11 protein-coding genes are annotated in these 16,529 nt (G+C 63.7%); 8 read left to right on the plus strand and 3 right to left on the minus strand.

Annotated features, from left to right (window positions below):
• Window positions 1-6 precede the first annotated feature (6 nt).
• Entirely contained in the window at window positions 7-1,398 is a 1,392-nt protein-coding gene (locus BFQ04_RS20660; protein ID WP_065952354.1) for an alginate export family protein, read from the minus strand.
• On the minus strand, window positions 1,395-2,291 hold the full coding sequence (locus BFQ04_RS20665; RefSeq protein WP_065952355.1) for a VOC family protein: 897 nt from the start codon (window positions 2,289-2,291) through the stop codon (window positions 1,395-1,397). The genes BFQ04_RS20660 and BFQ04_RS20665 overlap by 4 nt, the downstream gene beginning before the upstream one ends.
• Before the next feature lie 916 nt (window positions 2,292-3,207).
• On the opposite strand from BFQ04_RS20665, the gene lexA reads away from it, so the two are divergent.
• The 6 genes from lexA to uvrA all read left to right on the plus strand — a co-directional run bounded on the left by lexA (window position 3,208) and on the right by uvrA (window position 13,396).
• Window positions 3,208-3,825, plus strand: a complete 618-nt coding sequence (gene lexA / locus BFQ04_RS20670) for a transcriptional repressor LexA (protein ID WP_065952356.1) — start codon at window positions 3,208-3,210, stop codon at window positions 3,823-3,825.
• Entirely contained in the window at window positions 3,825-4,439 is a 615-nt protein-coding gene (imuA, locus tag BFQ04_RS20675; RefSeq protein ID WP_065952357.1) for a translesion DNA synthesis-associated protein ImuA, read from the plus strand. Before lexA ends, imuA begins: the two co-directional genes overlap by 1 nt.
• Window positions 4,440-4,446: 7 nt before the next feature.
• Window positions 4,447-5,862, plus strand: a complete 1,416-nt coding sequence (locus BFQ04_RS20680) for a Y-family DNA polymerase (RefSeq protein WP_065952358.1) — start codon at window positions 4,447-4,449, stop codon at window positions 5,860-5,862.
• A 136-nt stretch (window positions 5,863-5,998) separates the two neighbouring features.
• Entirely contained in the window at window positions 5,999-9,070 is a 3,072-nt protein-coding gene (locus BFQ04_RS20685; RefSeq protein WP_065952359.1) for an error-prone DNA polymerase, read from the plus strand.
• A 100-nt stretch (window positions 9,071-9,170) separates the two neighbouring features.
• Entirely contained in the window at window positions 9,171-10,883 is a 1,713-nt protein-coding gene (locus BFQ04_RS20690; protein ID WP_065952360.1) for an ATP-binding protein, read from the plus strand.
• Window positions 10,880-13,396: an excinuclease ABC subunit UvrA gene (uvrA, locus tag BFQ04_RS20695; protein ID WP_065952361.1), complete on the plus strand. Its 2,517-nt coding sequence runs from the start codon at window positions 10,880-10,882 to the stop codon at window positions 13,394-13,396. The genes BFQ04_RS20690 and uvrA overlap by 4 nt, the downstream gene beginning before the upstream one ends.
• A gap of 241 nt (window positions 13,397-13,637) precedes the next feature.
• On the opposite strand, the gene BFQ04_RS20700 is transcribed toward uvrA, so the two are convergent.
• On the minus strand, window positions 13,638-14,720 hold the full coding sequence (locus BFQ04_RS20700; protein ID WP_065952435.1) for an LLM class flavin-dependent oxidoreductase: 1,083 nt from the start codon (window positions 14,718-14,720) through the stop codon (window positions 13,638-13,640).
• A 274-nt stretch (window positions 14,721-14,994) separates the two neighbouring features.
• Between BFQ04_RS20700 and BFQ04_RS20705 the strand changes: the two genes are divergently transcribed.
• Both BFQ04_RS20705 and glsB read left to right on the plus strand, forming a co-directional pair.
• Window positions 14,995-15,339, plus strand: a complete 345-nt coding sequence (locus BFQ04_RS20705; protein ID WP_065952362.1) for a hypothetical protein — start codon at window positions 14,995-14,997, stop codon at window positions 15,337-15,339.
• A 54-nt stretch (window positions 15,340-15,393) separates the two neighbouring features.
• Entirely contained in the window at window positions 15,394-16,302 is a 909-nt protein-coding gene (glsB, locus tag BFQ04_RS20710; protein WP_065952363.1) for a glutaminase B, read from the plus strand.
• Window positions 16,303-16,529: the final 227 nt, after the last annotated feature.

Raw genomic sequence — 16,529 nt, forward strand, 5'->3', positions numbered from 1 at the left:
CCAGCGTTACCAGCTGAACTTGAGCTCCATGCCCAGGTAGTTGCTGTCGTGTCCGCCGGCATCGCGCAGGGTCTGGCCGACCGCGTAGTGCACGGCTTCGACCGCGCCGGTCAGGTTCGACGTGAAGGCGTAGTCGGTTCTCAACTGACCGTAGGCGCCGGTCCAACGTTCACCCTGTCCGGCGGTACCGGCGACCGGCACGCTGGGCTGGGTGTAGACGGCGTCCGCGGTGGTTTGCCGCCACAGCAGGCCGACGGCGGTTTGCACGCTGAGCTTGGCGATGGGCTTGACGGTGATCGACGGCTTGACGTGGATCAGGTTGCTGTAGCCGGTATAGCCTGCCAGGGAAAAATAATAGCCGTTGGGGAACAGCGGGTTGAAGGTGCCGACGGTACCGTCACCGCTTTTGCGGTCACCGGAGGCGATGTCCAGTTGCAGGCCCACGCGCGGTTTCCACGCCAGGCTGTCAAAGGTGTAGCCGGTGCGGCTGCCGCCGGCCCAGGCGCGGATATCCTTGCTGCCCACCGAGCCGCCTTGCAGCATGGCTTCGATGTCCCAGTCGAACCCCTGTGCCGCGCCCCCCAGGCGCGCATCGAACAACTGGCGCGTCTCGTCGCCATCAGCGTCCAGGTAGTGCGCCGCGCGGCGCTCGTACACGCCATAGTAGGCCGACAGCTCGTTCGTGCCGCCCACCAGGCGCTCGACCCGCAGCAGGTGAAAGCGCGCATCACTGTTGGATTTGTCGTCGAAATGCCGGCCATCCTGGTACTGCACCGGTTGGCTGGCGATCCCGATAAAGCGCCAGTTCGGGGTTTCCCAGTCGGCCCACAACGCATCGAACGACTGCCGCACATTCGGGCCGTCTCGTGACGAAATGAAGCGCTGCAAGTCGAAGGCGAAATCCTGACGGCCGATCCGGCTCTTGAACGTGCCGCTGCTGAAGGTGTTCACGTATTCGGCAAAGGCCAGGCGCAGATCCACGCGGTTCTGATCGGCGCCGCCCAGGGTGGACTTGTCGTAGGCGCGCACGTCTTCAAGCTGGGTGAACACGCGCCAGTGTTGGTTCAAATGCAGGTCGGCATGCACCTGAAACCGTTGGATCAAATAGCGATCACGGGCCACGTTCTTTACGCCGAAACCGCTGGCGTCATTCATCTCGAAACGCTCGCGCAAGGTCGCGCCCAGGGACAGGTAGGTGAACGGGTCGGTGCCGGACAGCGGGATGTACTTGAGGTTGTCCAGCGGCTGCGTGCGCAGCGCCGGATCCTTGAGCACCGACCAGTTTTCCTGCCAGCGATTGGCCTTGATTGCCGGTCGGCTCGGTTGATCCTCGGCATGGACGCTGCCGACCAGCAGCGGCCACAGCACGGCCAGGCTCCAGCCTGTGTGACGAATCATTTTGCCGCGGTGAGCTGGTGAATTTCCGCGACATAACCGCCGGGGAATTCGACCAGTGCGCTGCGCCGACCTTTGCTGTCGAACGCGGGCACCAGCACCTTGGCCCCGGACCCGGTGGCCTTGCCGAGGGTGGCGGCCAGGTCGTTGACCTGATAGCCGGTGGTGTCGTGGCCGAACGGGTAGGGCAGTTGACCATTGGTGACCAGCACGGCCATGCGCCCGAAGGGCGACTCGATCTCCACGCGTCGGTAAGTGCCGCCCGCCTGGCCGACATCAACGGCCGGCGCGTGCTTGTCGTCGCTCACCACCTTGCCATGGGAGAAACCGAGAAACGCCTTGATAAAACGCTCGGCGCTGTCGTTGGAGACATACACGCGGTTTTCCGGAACGGTCTCGAACGCCGCGTAATCCGGGGTCTTGGTGTGCCAGTAGAGCTGCATGTTGACGCCGCCCGGCCATTGCACCACGGCGTCACGGCCAATCGGATCGGGAAAGTCGCTGACGATCACATCGGCGCCGTTGTCCCGCGCTGCCTTGAGCGCCACGTCCATGTCCTTGACCAGATAGCCGTTGCGCTCCTGGCCGAACGGGTGCGGCACGGGCGTGGTAAAGCCGAACAACGACACCGTACCCGCCGGGGTCTGCAGCAATTGCGAGGTGGTGCTGCTTGGCACCGGCAGCACATTCACCACCACCTGGGGCGTACTTTTGCCGCCAAACGTGGCAAGGAAACTCTGGGCGAAACGCTCGACATCGGCGGGCGCCACATACACGTGGCTGGTGTCATATTGCGGCGCCACGGCGACGCCTGGGGTGGCGGCCAGCGCGCTGTTGATCACTGCGCTTGCCAACAGCGTCAGTGCCACGGATACCTTGATTGCTTTGTTACGCATGCCCATTCTCCAGCGCTTCTGCGGGTTCGAAAGCCGTGAGGTTAGGGGGCGCAGCGCAACGCGAATTGTATGGACGTGCTCGGTTGAACGTTTCAGCCGCCAGGCGCAGGCTGGACTTCATTCTCAACACCGTCGCTGCGCCGCATAACCTGGAGGTGAAGTATCGGTATGTGATTGATGTGGAGAGTCTGAACAGGAAGAGCTGTGCGGCTTGATGATGTTGCTGGGTGGTTGAGTTCGGCCAGCGTGGGTTGACGGGGCGCCTAAGATCAAAAGCAAGAGCAAGAGCAAGTGCAAGAGCCGCTCGCTTCGCATCGTGGATACGCTGTTTGTGTGGGAGGGGGCTTGCCCCCGATGGCGGTGTACCAGTCAATATATAAGCTGGCTGGCACACCGTCATCGGAGGCAAGTCGAATCGTCGCATCGCCCCTCCCACATTTGGATCGGGATCGGCACAAGATATCGGTCGGCTCTAAGGCCGCCGCGCTTTTGATCTTGATCTCAGGCGCCCCGTTAAACCACGCTGGCCGAACGCAGGCTTGAATTCGTGGGTAACCCGGCAGGACGCCGGGTTAGCCGCACTGGGCCAGGGATGGCCCATTGCGGCGGCCCACGGATTCAAGCCTGCGTTCGGGCACACCGAGCCTAAGCGAGGTGCCGAGTGGTGGGGCAAGAGCCTTTTTGGTTACTTTTGGGGCTCTTTTCCAAAAGTGACCCGCTGTAAAAGCGGAACCGCCAGCCGCCGTTACCGCAGAAACGGATATGTACTCAATCTGATCCAGCATCCTGGTCGGCCCTGAGGCCGCCATCGGGAGCAAGCCCCCTCCCACATTTAAACCATGCTCACTTTTGATATTCAGGCCAACCCCCACCCCCGACTGACGGCTATTGTCAGAAATTCCCCGCAGGAGTACAAATGTACTCCATGACAACCCTGACCCCCCGCCGTACCGCCATCCTGACCTTCATCCGCGACCGCATCGCGCAGCAAGGCCAGCCCCCCAGCCTCGCCGAGATCGCCGAGGCGTTCGGCTTTGCCTCCCGCAGCGTCGCCCGCAAGCATGTGGTGGCTCTGAGCGAAGCCGGCTTTATCGAAGTCAACCCCAACCAGGCCCGTGGTATTCGCCTGCTCAACCAACCGTCGCGCCCGGAATGGCTGGATATCCCGGTGCTCGGCCGTGTGGCCGCAGGCCTGCCCATCGGTGCGGATGCCGAAGTGCACAACCGCCTGCAACTGGACCCCGCCACATTCGCCAGAACCCCGGACTACCTGCTGCGTGTGCAGGGCGATTCGATGATCGAGGACGGCATTCTCGATGGCGACCTGGTGGGCGTGCGGCGCAGTGCCGAGGCCTTGAACGGGCAGATTGTGGTGGCGCGTCTGGACGGTGAAGTCACCATCAAGCGTTTCGAGCGCACTGGCGACAAGGTGCGCCTGCTGCCGCGCAACCCCGCGTATCAGCCTATCGTGGTCGGGGCCGATCAGGACCTGGCCATCGAAGGGGTGTTCTGCGGCCTGGTGAGGCAAGGCTGATGGGCGCCGTGGTTGCCCTGGACTCGCTGTTCAATGGTGGGCGAGTCTGGAAGGGCCGGCCCGCCGCGCCACCGGCCAGTGTGCACCCCACGGGGCTGGCGGCGCTGGACGCGGTGCTGCCCAGCGGCGGCTGGCCGGAGGCGGCCTTGAGTGAAATTCTGATGGCCAGGGAGGGCGTGGGCGAACTGCAACTGGTGCTGCCGACCCTGGCGCGCTTGTCGGCGCTGGGCGAGCGCATTGTGCTGGTGGCGCCGCCCTACACGCCGTATCCCCACGCCTGGCAGAACGCAGGGGTGGATGTTCGCCAGCTCGCGGTGATCCATGCCCAGGAGCGCGATGCGCTGTGGGCAGTGGAGCAATGCCTGCGCTCCGGCAGTTGCGGCGCGGTGTTGTGCTGGCCGCACAAGGCCGATGACCGGGCCTTGCGCCGTTTGCAGGTGGCGGCGGAAACCGGGCAGACCCTGGCGTTCGCCTGGCGCTCCTTGAGTGAGGCGATCAATCCATCGCCGGCCGCCTTGCGCCTGGCGGTCGAGTCAAGGCCGGCACAAGTGCGCGTGCTCAAATGCCGGGGCGGCCTGGCCCACCCGGCGCCGATTGCCCTGGCGGGGCATTGAGGTTGCCATGCGCTGGGTTTGTATTGTTTTCCCGCAGTTGGCGCTGGACGCCGTGCTGCGGGCCCATCCCGAGCCCGATCAGCCGCTGGCACTGCTGGCCGGTACGCCGCAGCGACGCGTGCTGCAAACCGTCAATACCGCCGCCCGCGCCCTGGGGTTGCGTCCCGGCCAGTCGCTGACGGCGGCGCATGCCCTGACCAAAGCCTTTGCCTGCGCTGAATACGACCCGCTGGACATCGAGCGCTGCCAGCAATTTCTGGCCGCCTGGGCCTACCGCTTCAGCTCCCAGGTCAGTGTGTATTACCCGCGCGCCTTGCTGTTCGAGATCGAGTCGAGCCTGGGCCTGTTCGGGCCCTGGCCGCAGTTCGAAGCGCGCTTGCGCCAGGAGTTGACCGAGCTGGGCTTTCGTCACCGCATCGTCGCCGCGCCCAATCCGGCGGCGGCGCGGGTGTTGGCCAATCGTTACGATGGCCTGGCGGTGGCCGATGACAGCGCCTTGATGCAGGCCCTGGCGCCACTGCCGGTCGACCGCGCCGGGATTGACCCGCAGGCCGCCAGCGCCTTGTCGCGCATGGGCCTGCGCACGTTGGCCCACGTGCAGGCGCTGCCCCGGCATACCCTGGCGCGACGCTTTGACGCCAGCCTGCTCAAGCACCTCGATGCCCTGACCGGGCAGCGGCCGTTGGCCCTGGGGTTCTATCAACCGCCGGACCGGTTCGATGTGCGCATCGAGTTGAATTTCGACGTGCAATCCCACCAGGCGTTGCTGTTTCCCTTGCGCCGCCTGACTGCTGACTTGTCCGCCTTCCTGTGCGGGCGTGACAGTGGCGTGCAGCGTTTCGACCTGCACCTGGAGCATGCCCAGGCACCGGACAGTGTGATCAAGGTCGGCCTGCTGAGTGCCGAACGCGAGCCCTCGATGCTGTTCGAACTGGCCCGTGGGCGCCTGGAACAGGTGCAAGTCACGGCGCCTGTGCGCGGGTTTCGCCTGGTGGCCCAGGACTTGCCGGTGTTCGTGCCGCAGCGCCAGGACCTGTTCGACGACCGCCCGCAACAGACCCTGCCCTGGGAGCAATTGCGCGAACGTCTGCGCGCACGCCTGGGTGATGAAGCGGTGCAGGGCCTGCGCTTTCACGCCGACCATCGCCCTGAATGCGCCTGGCAAACCGCCGTTGATCCCCGTCCATGCCCGACCTTGAACAAGGTGCGGCGCCCTGGCTGGTTATTGGACCAGCCGACCTTGCTGGCCGAGCAGGGCGTACAGATCCTGATGGGACCGGAACGCATCGAATCCGGCTGGTGGGATGGCGCCGATATCCGCCGCGACTATTACCTCATCCAGACCCGTGCCGGCCAGCAAGGCTGGGCCTACCGCACGGTGGGGCAACAGGATGGGTTGTGGTTGCAGGGCTGGTTCGCATGAACACCAACAGGCCACCACCCCCTGTAGGAGCGAGCTTGCTCGCGAAGATAGTTAACGATAACGCGGGGCACCTGAATGAATGCGGTGCCCCAGGGTTTTTCGCGAGCAAGCTCGCTCCTACAGAGACGGGGCAGGCATGAGTTACGCCGAGCTGCATTGCCTGTCCAACTTCAGCTTCCAACGCGGCGCCTCCAGTGCGCTGGAATTGTTCGAGCGTGCCAAACGCCAAGGCTACAGCGCCCTGGCGATTACCGACGAGTGCACGCTGTCGGGCATCGTGCGCGCCTGGCAGGCGGCCAAAGCGCTGGAGTTGCCGCTGATTATCGGCAGTGAAGTGCGCATCGAGAACGGGCCGACACTGGTGTTGCTGGTCGAAAACCTGAGCGGTTACCAGCACCTGTGCCGTTTGATCACCCTGGCCCGACGCCGCGCCGAAAAGGGCAGCTACCGCCTGCTGCAGGAAGACTTCGAGCAACCGTTGCCCGGCCTGCTGGCCTTGTGGGTGGCGCAAGACAGCGACACTCAGGCCAATATCCAGTGGCTGCGCCGCACCTTTGCCGAGCGCCTGTGGCTGGCGGTGCACCTGCATTGCGGACAGGACGATGCGCGCCATCTGGAACAACGCCTGCACCTGGCGGCCAGCCTGCAGATCCCGGCGGTCGCCTGCGGTGATGTGCACATGCATGCGCGCGGCCGCCGCGCCCTGCAAGACACCATGACTGCCATCCGCCATCACGTCCCGGTGGCCGAAGCCGGCCTGCATTTGCACCCCAATGGCGAGCGGCACCTGCGCAGTCTCGAAGCCCTGGCCGCGCTGTACCCCCAAGCCCTGCTCGATGAAACCCTGGCCATCGCGCGGCGTTGCACCTTCGACCTCGGCCAGTTGCGTTATCACTACCCGCGTGAGCTGGTGCCCGCAGGCCATGATGCCGAATCCTGGTTGCGCACCCTCACTCAGGAAGGCATTGCCCAGCGCTGGCCCGAAGGCATCGACCCCAAGACCCTGGCGCAGATCGACAAGGAACTGGCGCTGATCAGCGAGCTGGGTTACGAAAGTTACTTCCTTACGGTGCACGACATCGTGCGCTTTGCCCGCAGCCGTTCGATCCTGTGCCAGGGGCGCGGTTCGGCGGCCAACTCGGCGGTGTGTTTTGCCCTGGGCATCACCGAGATCAACCCGAGCCTGAGCAATGTGCTGTTCGAACGCTTCCTGTCCAGGGAGCGCAACGAGCCGCCGGATATCGATGTGGATTTTGAACACGAGCGCCGCGAAGAGGTGCTGCAATACGTCTTCCAGCGTTATGGCCGCACCCGTGCAGCGTTGACGGCAGTGGTCAGCAGTTACCACGCGACCGGCGCGGTGCGCGATGTGGCCAAGGCCCTCGGGCTGCCGGCGGACCAGGTCAACGCATTGGCCGACTGCTGCGGGCGCTGGAGTGACGACGCGCCACCATTGGAGCGCCTGCGCGAAAGCGGCTTCGACCCGGACAGCCCGCTGCTGCGCCGCGTACTGACCCTGACCGGGCAATTGATCGGCTTTCCCCGGCATTTGTCCCAGCACCCCGGTGGCTTCGTGATTTCCGAATACCCGCTGGACACCCTGGTGCCGGTGGAGAACGCCGCCATGGCCGAGCGCACCATCATCCAGTGGGACAAGGACGACCTCGACGCCGTCGGCCTGCTCAAGGTGGATATTCTCGCCCTGGGCATGCTCAGCGCGATCCGTCGCTGCTTCGATTTGCTGCGCCGCCATCGCCACCAGAATTGGAGCTTGGCAACTATTCCCAAGGAAGACCCGGCCACCTACGCGATGATCAGCAAGGCCGACACCATCGGTGTGTTCCAGATCGAATCGCGGGCGCAGATGTCGATGTTGCCCAGGCTCAAGCCGAAAACCTTTTATGACCTGGTGATCGAGGTCGCCATCGTGCGGCCGGGGCCGATCCAGGGTGGCATGGTGCATCCGTATTTGCGTCGCAGGAACAAGGAAGAGCCCACCACGTATCCATCGCCTGAATTGGAAGTGGTGTTGAAACGTACCCTGGGCATCCCGTTGTTCCAGGAACAAGTGATGCAGATCGCCATGGTCGCCGCCGACTACAGCCCTGGCGAGGCCGATCAGTTGCGCCGCTCCATGGCCGCCTGGAAGCGCCACGGCGGCCTGGAACCGCATCAGCAGCGGCTGCGCACCGGCATGCTCAAAAACGGCTACACCGAAGCCTTTGCCGCGCAGATTTTCGAGCAGATCAAAGGCTTTGGCAGCTATGGTTTTCCCGAGTCCCACGCGGCCAGTTTTGCCTTGCTGACCTACGCCAGTTGCTGGCTCAAATGCCATGAGCCGGCGGCTTTCGCCTGCGCGCTGATCAACAGTTGGCCAATGGGTTTCTACAGCCCGGACCAGATCCTGCAGGACGCGCGCCGTCATCGTCTGCAGATTCGCCCGGTGGACGTGCAGGCCAGCGACTGGGATTGCAGCCTGGAACCCATCGACGGCGAGCAACCGGCGATTCGCCTGGGTCTGCGCATGATCTCGGGCTTTCGCGAAGACGATGGGCGGCGCATCGAGGCCGTGCGTCAGTGCCGTGCATTCAGCGACATCGCCGACCTCGACGCCCGCACCGGCCTGGATGCGCGCGCCCAAGCCTTGCTGGCGGATGCCGGCGCCTTGCGCGGGTTGGCCGGTAACCGGCATCAGGCCCGCTGGCAGGTGTCCGGTGTGCAGACCCAACTGGGCCTGTTTGCCGGCCTGCCGAGCCCCGATGAAGCAGACGTGGCCTTGCCTCAACCCACGGTGGGCGAGGACTTGCACGCCGATTACGCCACGCTCGGCACCACCCTGGGGCCGCACCCTTTGACGCTGCTGCGCGCGGAACTGCGTAAGCGCCGCTGCCGCAGTTCCCAGGAACTGCTGAGCGTGGAGCATGGGCGCAATGTGAGCGTGGCCGGGCTGGTCACCGGGCGCCAACGTCCCGGCACCGCCAGTGGTGTGACCTTTGTCACCCTGGAAGATGAGTTCGGCAACCTCAATGTGGTGGTCTGGCGCGACCTGGCCGAACGTCAGCGCAAGGCCCTGATCGGCTCGCGACTGCTCAAGGTGGACGGGCGCTGGGAGGCGGTGGGCGAGGTGCGGCATTTGATCGCCGGGCGCCTGACCGACCTGTCGCCGCTGCTGGACGGCATTGTAGTGCGCAGCCGGGATTTTCACTGAGGCCAGTGGTTTATTCGGCCCAAGTTCGACAAGATGAAACCATCTACCGCCGCCGCGCTCCAAAACTTGCGACTGCCTTCTCATTGCCCAGAGCCCGATCATGCAATTTTTATCCAACTCCCACGGCTGTGAAGGCTGGGCCGGTGAAATGGCCCAGCGAATTCGCGCGTTTGACTGGTCAGGCACCGACCTCGGCCCGATCGATCGCTGGTCCACCAGCCTGGCCTGCACCGTGCAGATGATGCTCGCTTCGCCCGTGCCCATGGTGATGCTATGGGGGCGCGCCGGTTACATGATCTACAACGACAGCTACTCGGTGTTCGCCGGCGGTCGCCACCCGTACCTGCTGGGCACGCCGGTGGAACTGGGCTGGCCGGAGGTGGCCGAGTTCAACCGGCATGTGGTGGACACATGCCTGGCTGGCGGCACCTTGTCGTTCAACAACAAGGAATTGGTGTTGTCGCGCCATGGCAGGCCGGAAACCTTGTGGCTGGACCTCTACTACAGTCCGGTGGCCGGGGATAACCAGCAACCGGCCGGGGTGCTGGCGATCGTGGTCGAGACCACTGAACTGGTCAAGTCCGAGCGGGTGCGCCAGGAGCTGACCCATAATCTGGAGCAGCGCGTAGCGGCCGAAGTGCAAGCGCGTTCCGCCGCCGAGGAGCAGTTGCGCCAGTCGCAGAAGCTGGAGGCGATTGGCGGCCTGACCGGCGGCGTGGCCCATGACTTCAACAACCTGCTGCAAGTGATCGCCGGCAACCTGCACCTGCTGGCCCGCCATGAGCCGGACAACGCGCAAGTACAGCGGCGCGTCTCCGCCGCGATTGCCGCGGTGGAACGCGGGGCCACCTTGTCCTCGCAACTGTTGGCGTTTGCGCGGCGTCAGCCCTTGTCGCCAGCGGTGTACAACCCGCAGCGTATCTATGCCGGCCTCGGTGAACTGCTGCAACGCGCGCTGGGTGAGACCATCCATATCGACGTGCAGTTGCCGCAGGATTCCTGGTGCATCAACGTCGACCGCAACCAGCTGGAAAACGCGCTGCTCAACCTGGCGATCAATGCCCGCGATGCCATGCAAGGCGAAGGCGTGATTCGTATCACCGGCGAGAACATCATTCTCAACCCGGCCGAATGCGCGGGCAAAAGCATCAAACCCGGCGAGTATGTACGCCTGGCGGTCACCGACACCGGCGCGGGCATGCCGTCGACGGTACTCAAGCGCGCGTTCGAACCGTTTTTCACCACCAAGCGCGAAGGGCAGGGCACCGGCCTCGGGCTGAGCATGGTGTTTGGTTTTGTCCGTCAAAGCGGCGGGCATGTCGACATCTGGAGCGAGGAGAACAAAGGCTCGGTGGTGCAGATGTATTTCCCGCGCAGCCTGGAACCGGAGCATGTCGAACCGGACATTGACCTGGAGAGCCCTTGCACCGGTCAGGAAACCATTCTGGTGGTGGAAGACAACGAAGGCGTGCGCCTGACCGTGGTGGAGCTGCTGACGCAGTCGGGCTACACGGTGTTGACGGCCGAAGACGGCGATCAGGCCATGGCCAAGCTGCAGTCCGGCCTGCAACCGGAACTGATCTTTACCGATGTGGTGATGCCCGGCCGCATCAAGAGCATCGACCTGGCCAACTGGGCGCGTGCCCAGGTGCCGCCGATTCCGGTGCTGTTCACCTCCGGCCACACCCGCGACATTCTTTCCTCCAATCATCTGCTGAGCGCCGATATTCACCTGCTGAGCAAACCCTACAGTCCCGACGCCCTGACGCAACGGGTACGCAGCGTTCTCACCGCCAGACAAGGTTGTTCATGACTTCACAGCGCAACACTCCTCCACCGACCGTCCAGCACACCGGCTTTGTGCGGGTGCGCGGCGCTCGCGAACACAACTTGCGTAACGTCGACGTGGATATTCCCCGCGATGCCCTGGTGGTGTTTACCGGTGTGTCCGGTTCCGGCAAGTCGTCCCTGGCGTTTTCCACCGTGTATGCCGAGGCCCAGCGCCGCTATTTCGAATCGGTGGCGCCCTATGCGCGACGCCTGATCGACCAGGTCGGCGTGCCGGATGTCGACAGTATCGAAGGCTTGCCGCCCGCCGTGGCCCTGCAACAGCAACGTGGCACCCCGAGTGCGCGGTCCTCGGTGGGCAGTGTGACCACCTTGTCGAGCCTGATCCGCATGCTGTATTCCCGCGCCGGCCGCTACCCGCCGGGGCAGGCGATGCTGTACGCCGAGGACTTTTCGCCGAACCTGCCCCAGGGCGCGTGCCCGCAATGCCATGGCCTGGGTCGCGTCTATGAAGTGACCGAAGCGCTGATGGTGCCCGACCCGTCCCTGACCATTCGCCAGCGCGCGGTGGCGTCCTGGCCGCTGGCATGGCAAGGCCAGAACCTGCGGGACATCCTCGTGACCCTGGGTTACGACGTGGATATCCCATGGCGCGACCTGCCGAAAAAACAGCGCGACTGGATATTGTTCACCGAAGAGACCCCCACCGTACCGGTGTACGCCGGCTTCACCCCGGCACAGACCCGCGATGCCTTGAAACGCAAGCTGGAGCCCAGTTACCAGGGCACCTTCAGCGGTGCGCGGCGCTACATCCTGCACACCTTCGCCCATACCCAAAGCGCGCTGATGAAAAAGCGCGTGTCGCAGTTCATGCAAGGCAGTGCCTGCCCGTTGTGCGAGGGCAAGCGGCTGACCCGGGCGGCGCTGTCGGTGAAGTTTGCCGGGGTGGATATCGGTGAGCTGTCGCAACTGTCCCTGACCCGCCTGGCCGAGCTGCTGCGGCCGGTGGCGGCGGGGCAGGACAAGATGAAACTGTCGGTGGAAAAGCGCCTGGCCGCCCAGCGCATCGCCGAGGATCTGCTCGAACGGGTCAGTACCTTGATCGAGCTGGGCCTGGGCTATCTGTCCCTGGAGCGCAGCACGCCGACGCTGTCGTCCGGTGAGTTGCAGCGTTTGCGCCTGGCCACGCAACTGGGCTCACAATTGTTCGGGGTGATCTACGTGCTGGACGAACCTTCGGCGGGCCTGCATCCGGCTGATGGCGAAGCCTTGTTCAGCGCGCTTGCGCGTTTGAAAGCGGCCGGCAATTCGCTGTTTGTGGTGGAGCATGACCTGGAAACCATGCGCCGCGCCGACTGGCTGATCGACGTCGGCCCGGCCGCCGGCGAGCACGGCGGGCAAGTCCTGTACAGCGGCCCGCCTGCGGGGTTGGCGGATGTCGCAGCCTCGCAGACCCGTGACTACCTGTTTGCCGAACCGCGGGCCTTGAATCCCACCCGGCGTGAACCCAGTGGCTGGCTGAAGCTGCAAGGGGTGACGCGCAACAACCTGAAGAATCTTGCCGTGGATTTTCCGCTGGGCTGCTTCACGGCGGTGACCGGGATTTCCGGTTCGGGCAAATCCAGCCTGGTCAGCCAGGCGCTGCTGGAACTGGTCAGCAGCGGCCTGGGGCGTGTGCTGGAAAACACCGACGAGCCCAGCCTGGAAGACGCTGCCCCAGCCGCCAGCGAAGGCCGCATCAGCGCCGGGCTGGAGCAGATCCGGCGTTTGGTGCAGGTGGACCAGAAACCCATCGGTCGTACACCGCGCTCCAATCTTGCCACCTATACCGGGCTGTTCGACAACGTGCGCAAACTGTTCGCCGCCACGCCGGCAGCGAAGAAGCGTGGCTACGATGCGGGGCAGTTCTCGTTCAACGTCGCCAAGGGCCGTTGCCCGAACTGCGAAGGCGAGGGATTCGTCAGCGTCGAATTGCTGTTCATGCCCAGCGTGTATGCGCCATGCCCGACCTGCCACGGTGCGCGATACAACCCCGAGACCCTGGCGGTCAAATGGCAAGGCCTGGACATCGCCCAAGTGCTGGGCTTGACCGTGGAGCAGGCCGTCGAGGTGTTTGCCGAACAGCCTGGCGTGCTGCGCGCCCTGCAGGTGCTGCGCGATATCGGCCTGGGCTATCTGCGCCTGGGCCAGCCGGCTACCGAGTTGTCGGGCGGTGAAGCGCAGCGCATCAAGCTGGCCACCGAGCTGCAACGCACGGCGCGGGGCGCCACGTTATACGTGCTGGACGAACCGACCACCGGGCTGCATCCCAAGGATGTCGACCGCTTGCTCAGCCAGCTCAATCAATTGGTGGAAGCGGGGCATACGGTGGTGGTGGTCGAGCATGAAATGCGCGTGGTGGCGCAGAGTGACTGGGTGATCGATATCGGGCCCGGAGCCGGCAATGCGGGTGGGAAGGTGGTAGCCAGTGGTAAGCCGCAGGCAGTCGCCAACCACAAGGACAGCCGCACGGCGCCATTCCTGGCGCGTGAACTCTGAAATGCAGACAAGGGTGGGAGGGGGCTTGCCCCCGATAGCGGTGGGTCAGGTAAATGGATGTTGACTGATCCGCCGCCATCGGGGGCAAGCCCCCTCCCACAATTGATCGCGTGCAGGTCGAAGACTTCATGCATTCGATAAAGCGATTCACCCAGGTCTTGGCAACTGCTGGCAACTGCTACCAATCCCAATGCTGAAATGCAGACACGTGTGGGAGGGGGCAAGCCCTCACAGTGAGTTCTCAAGCCACTTGCCTGGCCTGTTCGCGTTCGGCGATCAGTTGGCGGGTAAGCGGGATGAGTTTCTTCCCATAGTCGATCGCGTCGTTGAGCGGATCGAAGCCGCGAATCAGGAACGTGGTGATGCCCAGGTCGTAATAATCCAGCAGCGCCTCGGCGACTTGTTCGGCAGTGCCCACCAGTGCCGTGGAATTGCCCTGCGCGCCGAGCAAGCCGGCAATCCCGGTCCACAGGCGCTTATCCAGCCGTGAGCCTTGCGCCGCCGCTGCCAGCAATCGCCGCGAGCCCTCATTGGGCGGTTCGCGCCGCACAAAACCGCTGTTCTCGGCCAGCGCCGTGGCTTGCTGCAAAATGGTGTCCGCCCGCTGCCAGGCCAATTCCTCGGTCTCGGCCAGGATTGGCCGCAATGACAAGCTGAAGCGAATCGTGCGCCCATGCTGCGCCGCTTCGGCCCGCACCTGCGCCACCACCTCGCGCACTTGCTCGTAGGTCTCGCCCCACAGCGCATACACATCCGCATGCTTGCCCGCCACCGCGATCGCCGCCGCCGACGAGCCGCCGAAGTACACCGGGATGTGCGGCTGTTGCGGCGACTTCACACTGGAGTGCGCACCTTCGACCTGATAGTAGGTGCCGGCGAAATCGAAAGGCTTGTCGCTGGTCCATTCCTGGCGCACCACGCTCAGATATTCGTCGGTGCGCGCATAGCGCTCGTCCTTGCCGATATGGCTGCCATCGGCGCGCAGTTCACGGTCGTCGCCGCCGGTGATGATATGCACGGCGGTGCGTCCACCGTTGAACACGTCCAGCGTGGCGAACTGGCGCGCGGCCAATGTGGGTTGGGCAAAGCCTGGGCGGTGGGCGATCAGGAATTTAAGCCGCTGGGTCACGCTGGCGGCATGGGCGGCGATCAACGTGCTGTCCGGGCTGTTGGAATGGAAGGCCACCAGGGCACGGTCGAAGCCGGCCTCTTCATGGGCGCGCGCCACGCTTTCGACGTAATCGGGTTGCAGCGTCGGGCCGCTGCGCGGGTGGATCTCGGAGGCGTGGTGGCCGCCGATGTAGCCGATGAATTCGATGCTCATGGTCAGGTCCTTGTTGAAGTCGATAAACAAGCCTCCACCGGGCAGGGGGTCGGTCCGTAGCGTGAAAATAGGGCGCACGGCTGAATCTGTAAAAGGCCGATTGGTTCTAACCTAATTATTAAAATCGGGAATTACGATTTTAATCATTATCAGAAGTTTGCATTTAGTAGCTGGATCTGCGCATTTTCCCGTGCGATGCGATCGCCTCCAAAGCTCGACAGCTTTGCCAATTGAACTACCTTGACTGTCGAGCCTTCCCACTCGGTACTCAAGCATGCGCACCTTATGGACGCGGTATCTGGCGTTGCTGGAAAACGACCTGAGCACACAGATTTTCGACAACGTGAAGAACCTGCTGGTATGCGCGCTGCTCTTCGCTGCGGGGACCAATGCGCTGGTAGGACCCCGCGAGTTGTTTATCGGCATGTTCGCCTCACATGTCGCGGGCTGGGGCTTGATTATCCTGTCCACGGTACTGATGCTGCTGAACATCAGCGACGGCATTCGGCGGATGGCCAAGCTGCGTTATCACCTGGTGTTGCAGCTGTTGCTGATCCTGATCTATGTAGTGGTCGCCGAGCGGATGGTGGAGATTGTGTGGGGCTTTCGCGCCCATTGAAGTATCCTCCGCGCCTCGTTCACCACTGATCCAGAGAAGATGACAGGACAAGACATGCAGGCGCTGCTGGAGTCGATCCTCGACGAAGTGCGGCCTCTGATCGGCCTCGGCAAAGTCGCCGATTACATTCCCGCCCTGGCCGACGTACCCGCCAACCAGCTTGGCATCGCGGTATACGGCAACGATGGCGCAGCCTATTGCGCCGGCGATGCCGATACGCTGTTTTCGGTGCAGAGCATTTCCAAGGTGTTCAGCCTGGTGCAGGCCATCGACCACGGCGGCGAAAGCATCTGGGAGCGCCTGGGCCATGAACCGTCGGGGCAACCGTTCAACTCGATGGTGCAGCTGGAATTCGAACGCGGCCGACCGCGCAATCCTTTTATCAACGCCGGTGCGCTGGTGATCTGCGACATCAATCAGTCGCGCTTCGCCGTGCCGATCCTGTCGATGCGCGATTTTGTGCGGCGGCTGTCGGGCAATCCGCAGATTCTGGTCAATAGCGTGGTCGCCGAATCCGAAGCCCAGCACGGTGCGCGTAATGCGGCCATGGCCTACCTGATGAAAGCCTTCGGCAACTTCCATAACGATGTGGACGCGGTGCTGCACAGTTACTTCAACTACTGCGCCTTGCAGATGAGCTGCCTGGACCTGGCCAGGGCGTTCAGCTTCCTGGCCAACGAAGGCGTGAGCGCCCACAGTGGCGAGCAGATCCTGACCGCGCGTCAGACCAAACAAGTCAACTCGATCATGGCCACCAGCGGGCTGTATGACGAGGCGGGCAATTTTGCTTATCGCGTAGGGTTACCGGGCAAGAGCGGGGTAGGCGGCGGGATTGTCGCGGTGGTGCCGGGGCAGTTTACCGTGTGCGTGTGGTCGCCGGAGTTGAACGCAGCGGGGAACTCGCTGGCGGGGATCAAGGCGTTGGAATTGTTGAGCGAGCGGATTGGGTGGTCGGTGTTCTAGGGTCGCCGTGGAACGCTGACTAACAGGCGCCATAAATCAAGAATGTGGGAGGGGGCTTGCCCCCGATGGCGGCCTCTGGGCCGACCAGGATGTTGGATTGGACCGAGTACATATCCGTTCCTGCGGTAACGGTGGCTGGCGGTTCCGCTTTTACAGCGGGTCACTTTTGGAAAAGAGCCCCAAAAGTAACCAAAAAGGCTCTTGCCCCACCACTCGGCACCTCGCCC

The organism is Pseudomonas sp. 37 R 15 (genome assembly GCF_900004865.1).
In the GTDB taxonomy this organism is placed as follows: Bacteria; Pseudomonadota; Gammaproteobacteria; order Pseudomonadales; family Pseudomonadaceae; genus Aquipseudomonas; species Aquipseudomonas fluorescens_AM.

Excerpts from the sequence above, each read along its gene's own strand:
- BFQ04_RS20665 (WP_065952355.1), bottom strand. The coding sequence starts at position 2,291 with ATGCGTAACAAAGCAATCAAGGTATCCGTGGCACTGACGCTGTTGGCA.
- uvrA (WP_065952361.1), top strand. The coding sequence starts at position 10,880 with ATGACTTCACAGCGCAACACTCCTCCACCGACCGTCCAGCACACCGGC.
- BFQ04_RS20660 (WP_065952354.1), bottom strand. The coding sequence starts at position 1,398 with ATGATTCGTCACACAGGCTGGAGCCTGGCCGTGCTGTGGCCGCTGCTG.
- BFQ04_RS20700 (WP_065952435.1), bottom strand. The coding sequence starts at position 14,720 with ATGAGCATCGAATTCATCGGCTACATCGGCGGCCACCACGCCTCCGAG.
- imuA (WP_065952357.1), top strand. The coding sequence starts at position 3,825 with ATGGGCGCCGTGGTTGCCCTGGACTCGCTGTTCAATGGTGGGCGAGTC.
- BFQ04_RS20705 (WP_065952362.1), top strand. The coding sequence starts at position 14,995 with ATGCGCACCTTATGGACGCGGTATCTGGCGTTGCTGGAAAACGACCTG.
- BFQ04_RS20690 (WP_065952360.1), top strand. The coding sequence starts at position 9,171 with ATGCAATTTTTATCCAACTCCCACGGCTGTGAAGGCTGGGCCGGTGAA.
- BFQ04_RS20680 (WP_065952358.1), top strand. The coding sequence starts at position 4,447 with ATGCGCTGGGTTTGTATTGTTTTCCCGCAGTTGGCGCTGGACGCCGTG.
- BFQ04_RS20685 (WP_065952359.1), top strand. The coding sequence starts at position 5,999 with ATGAGTTACGCCGAGCTGCATTGCCTGTCCAACTTCAGCTTCCAACGC.
- glsB (WP_065952363.1), top strand. The coding sequence starts at position 15,394 with ATGCAGGCGCTGCTGGAGTCGATCCTCGACGAAGTGCGGCCTCTGATC.
- lexA (WP_065952356.1), top strand. The coding sequence starts at position 3,208 with ATGTACTCCATGACAACCCTGACCCCCCGCCGTACCGCCATCCTGACC.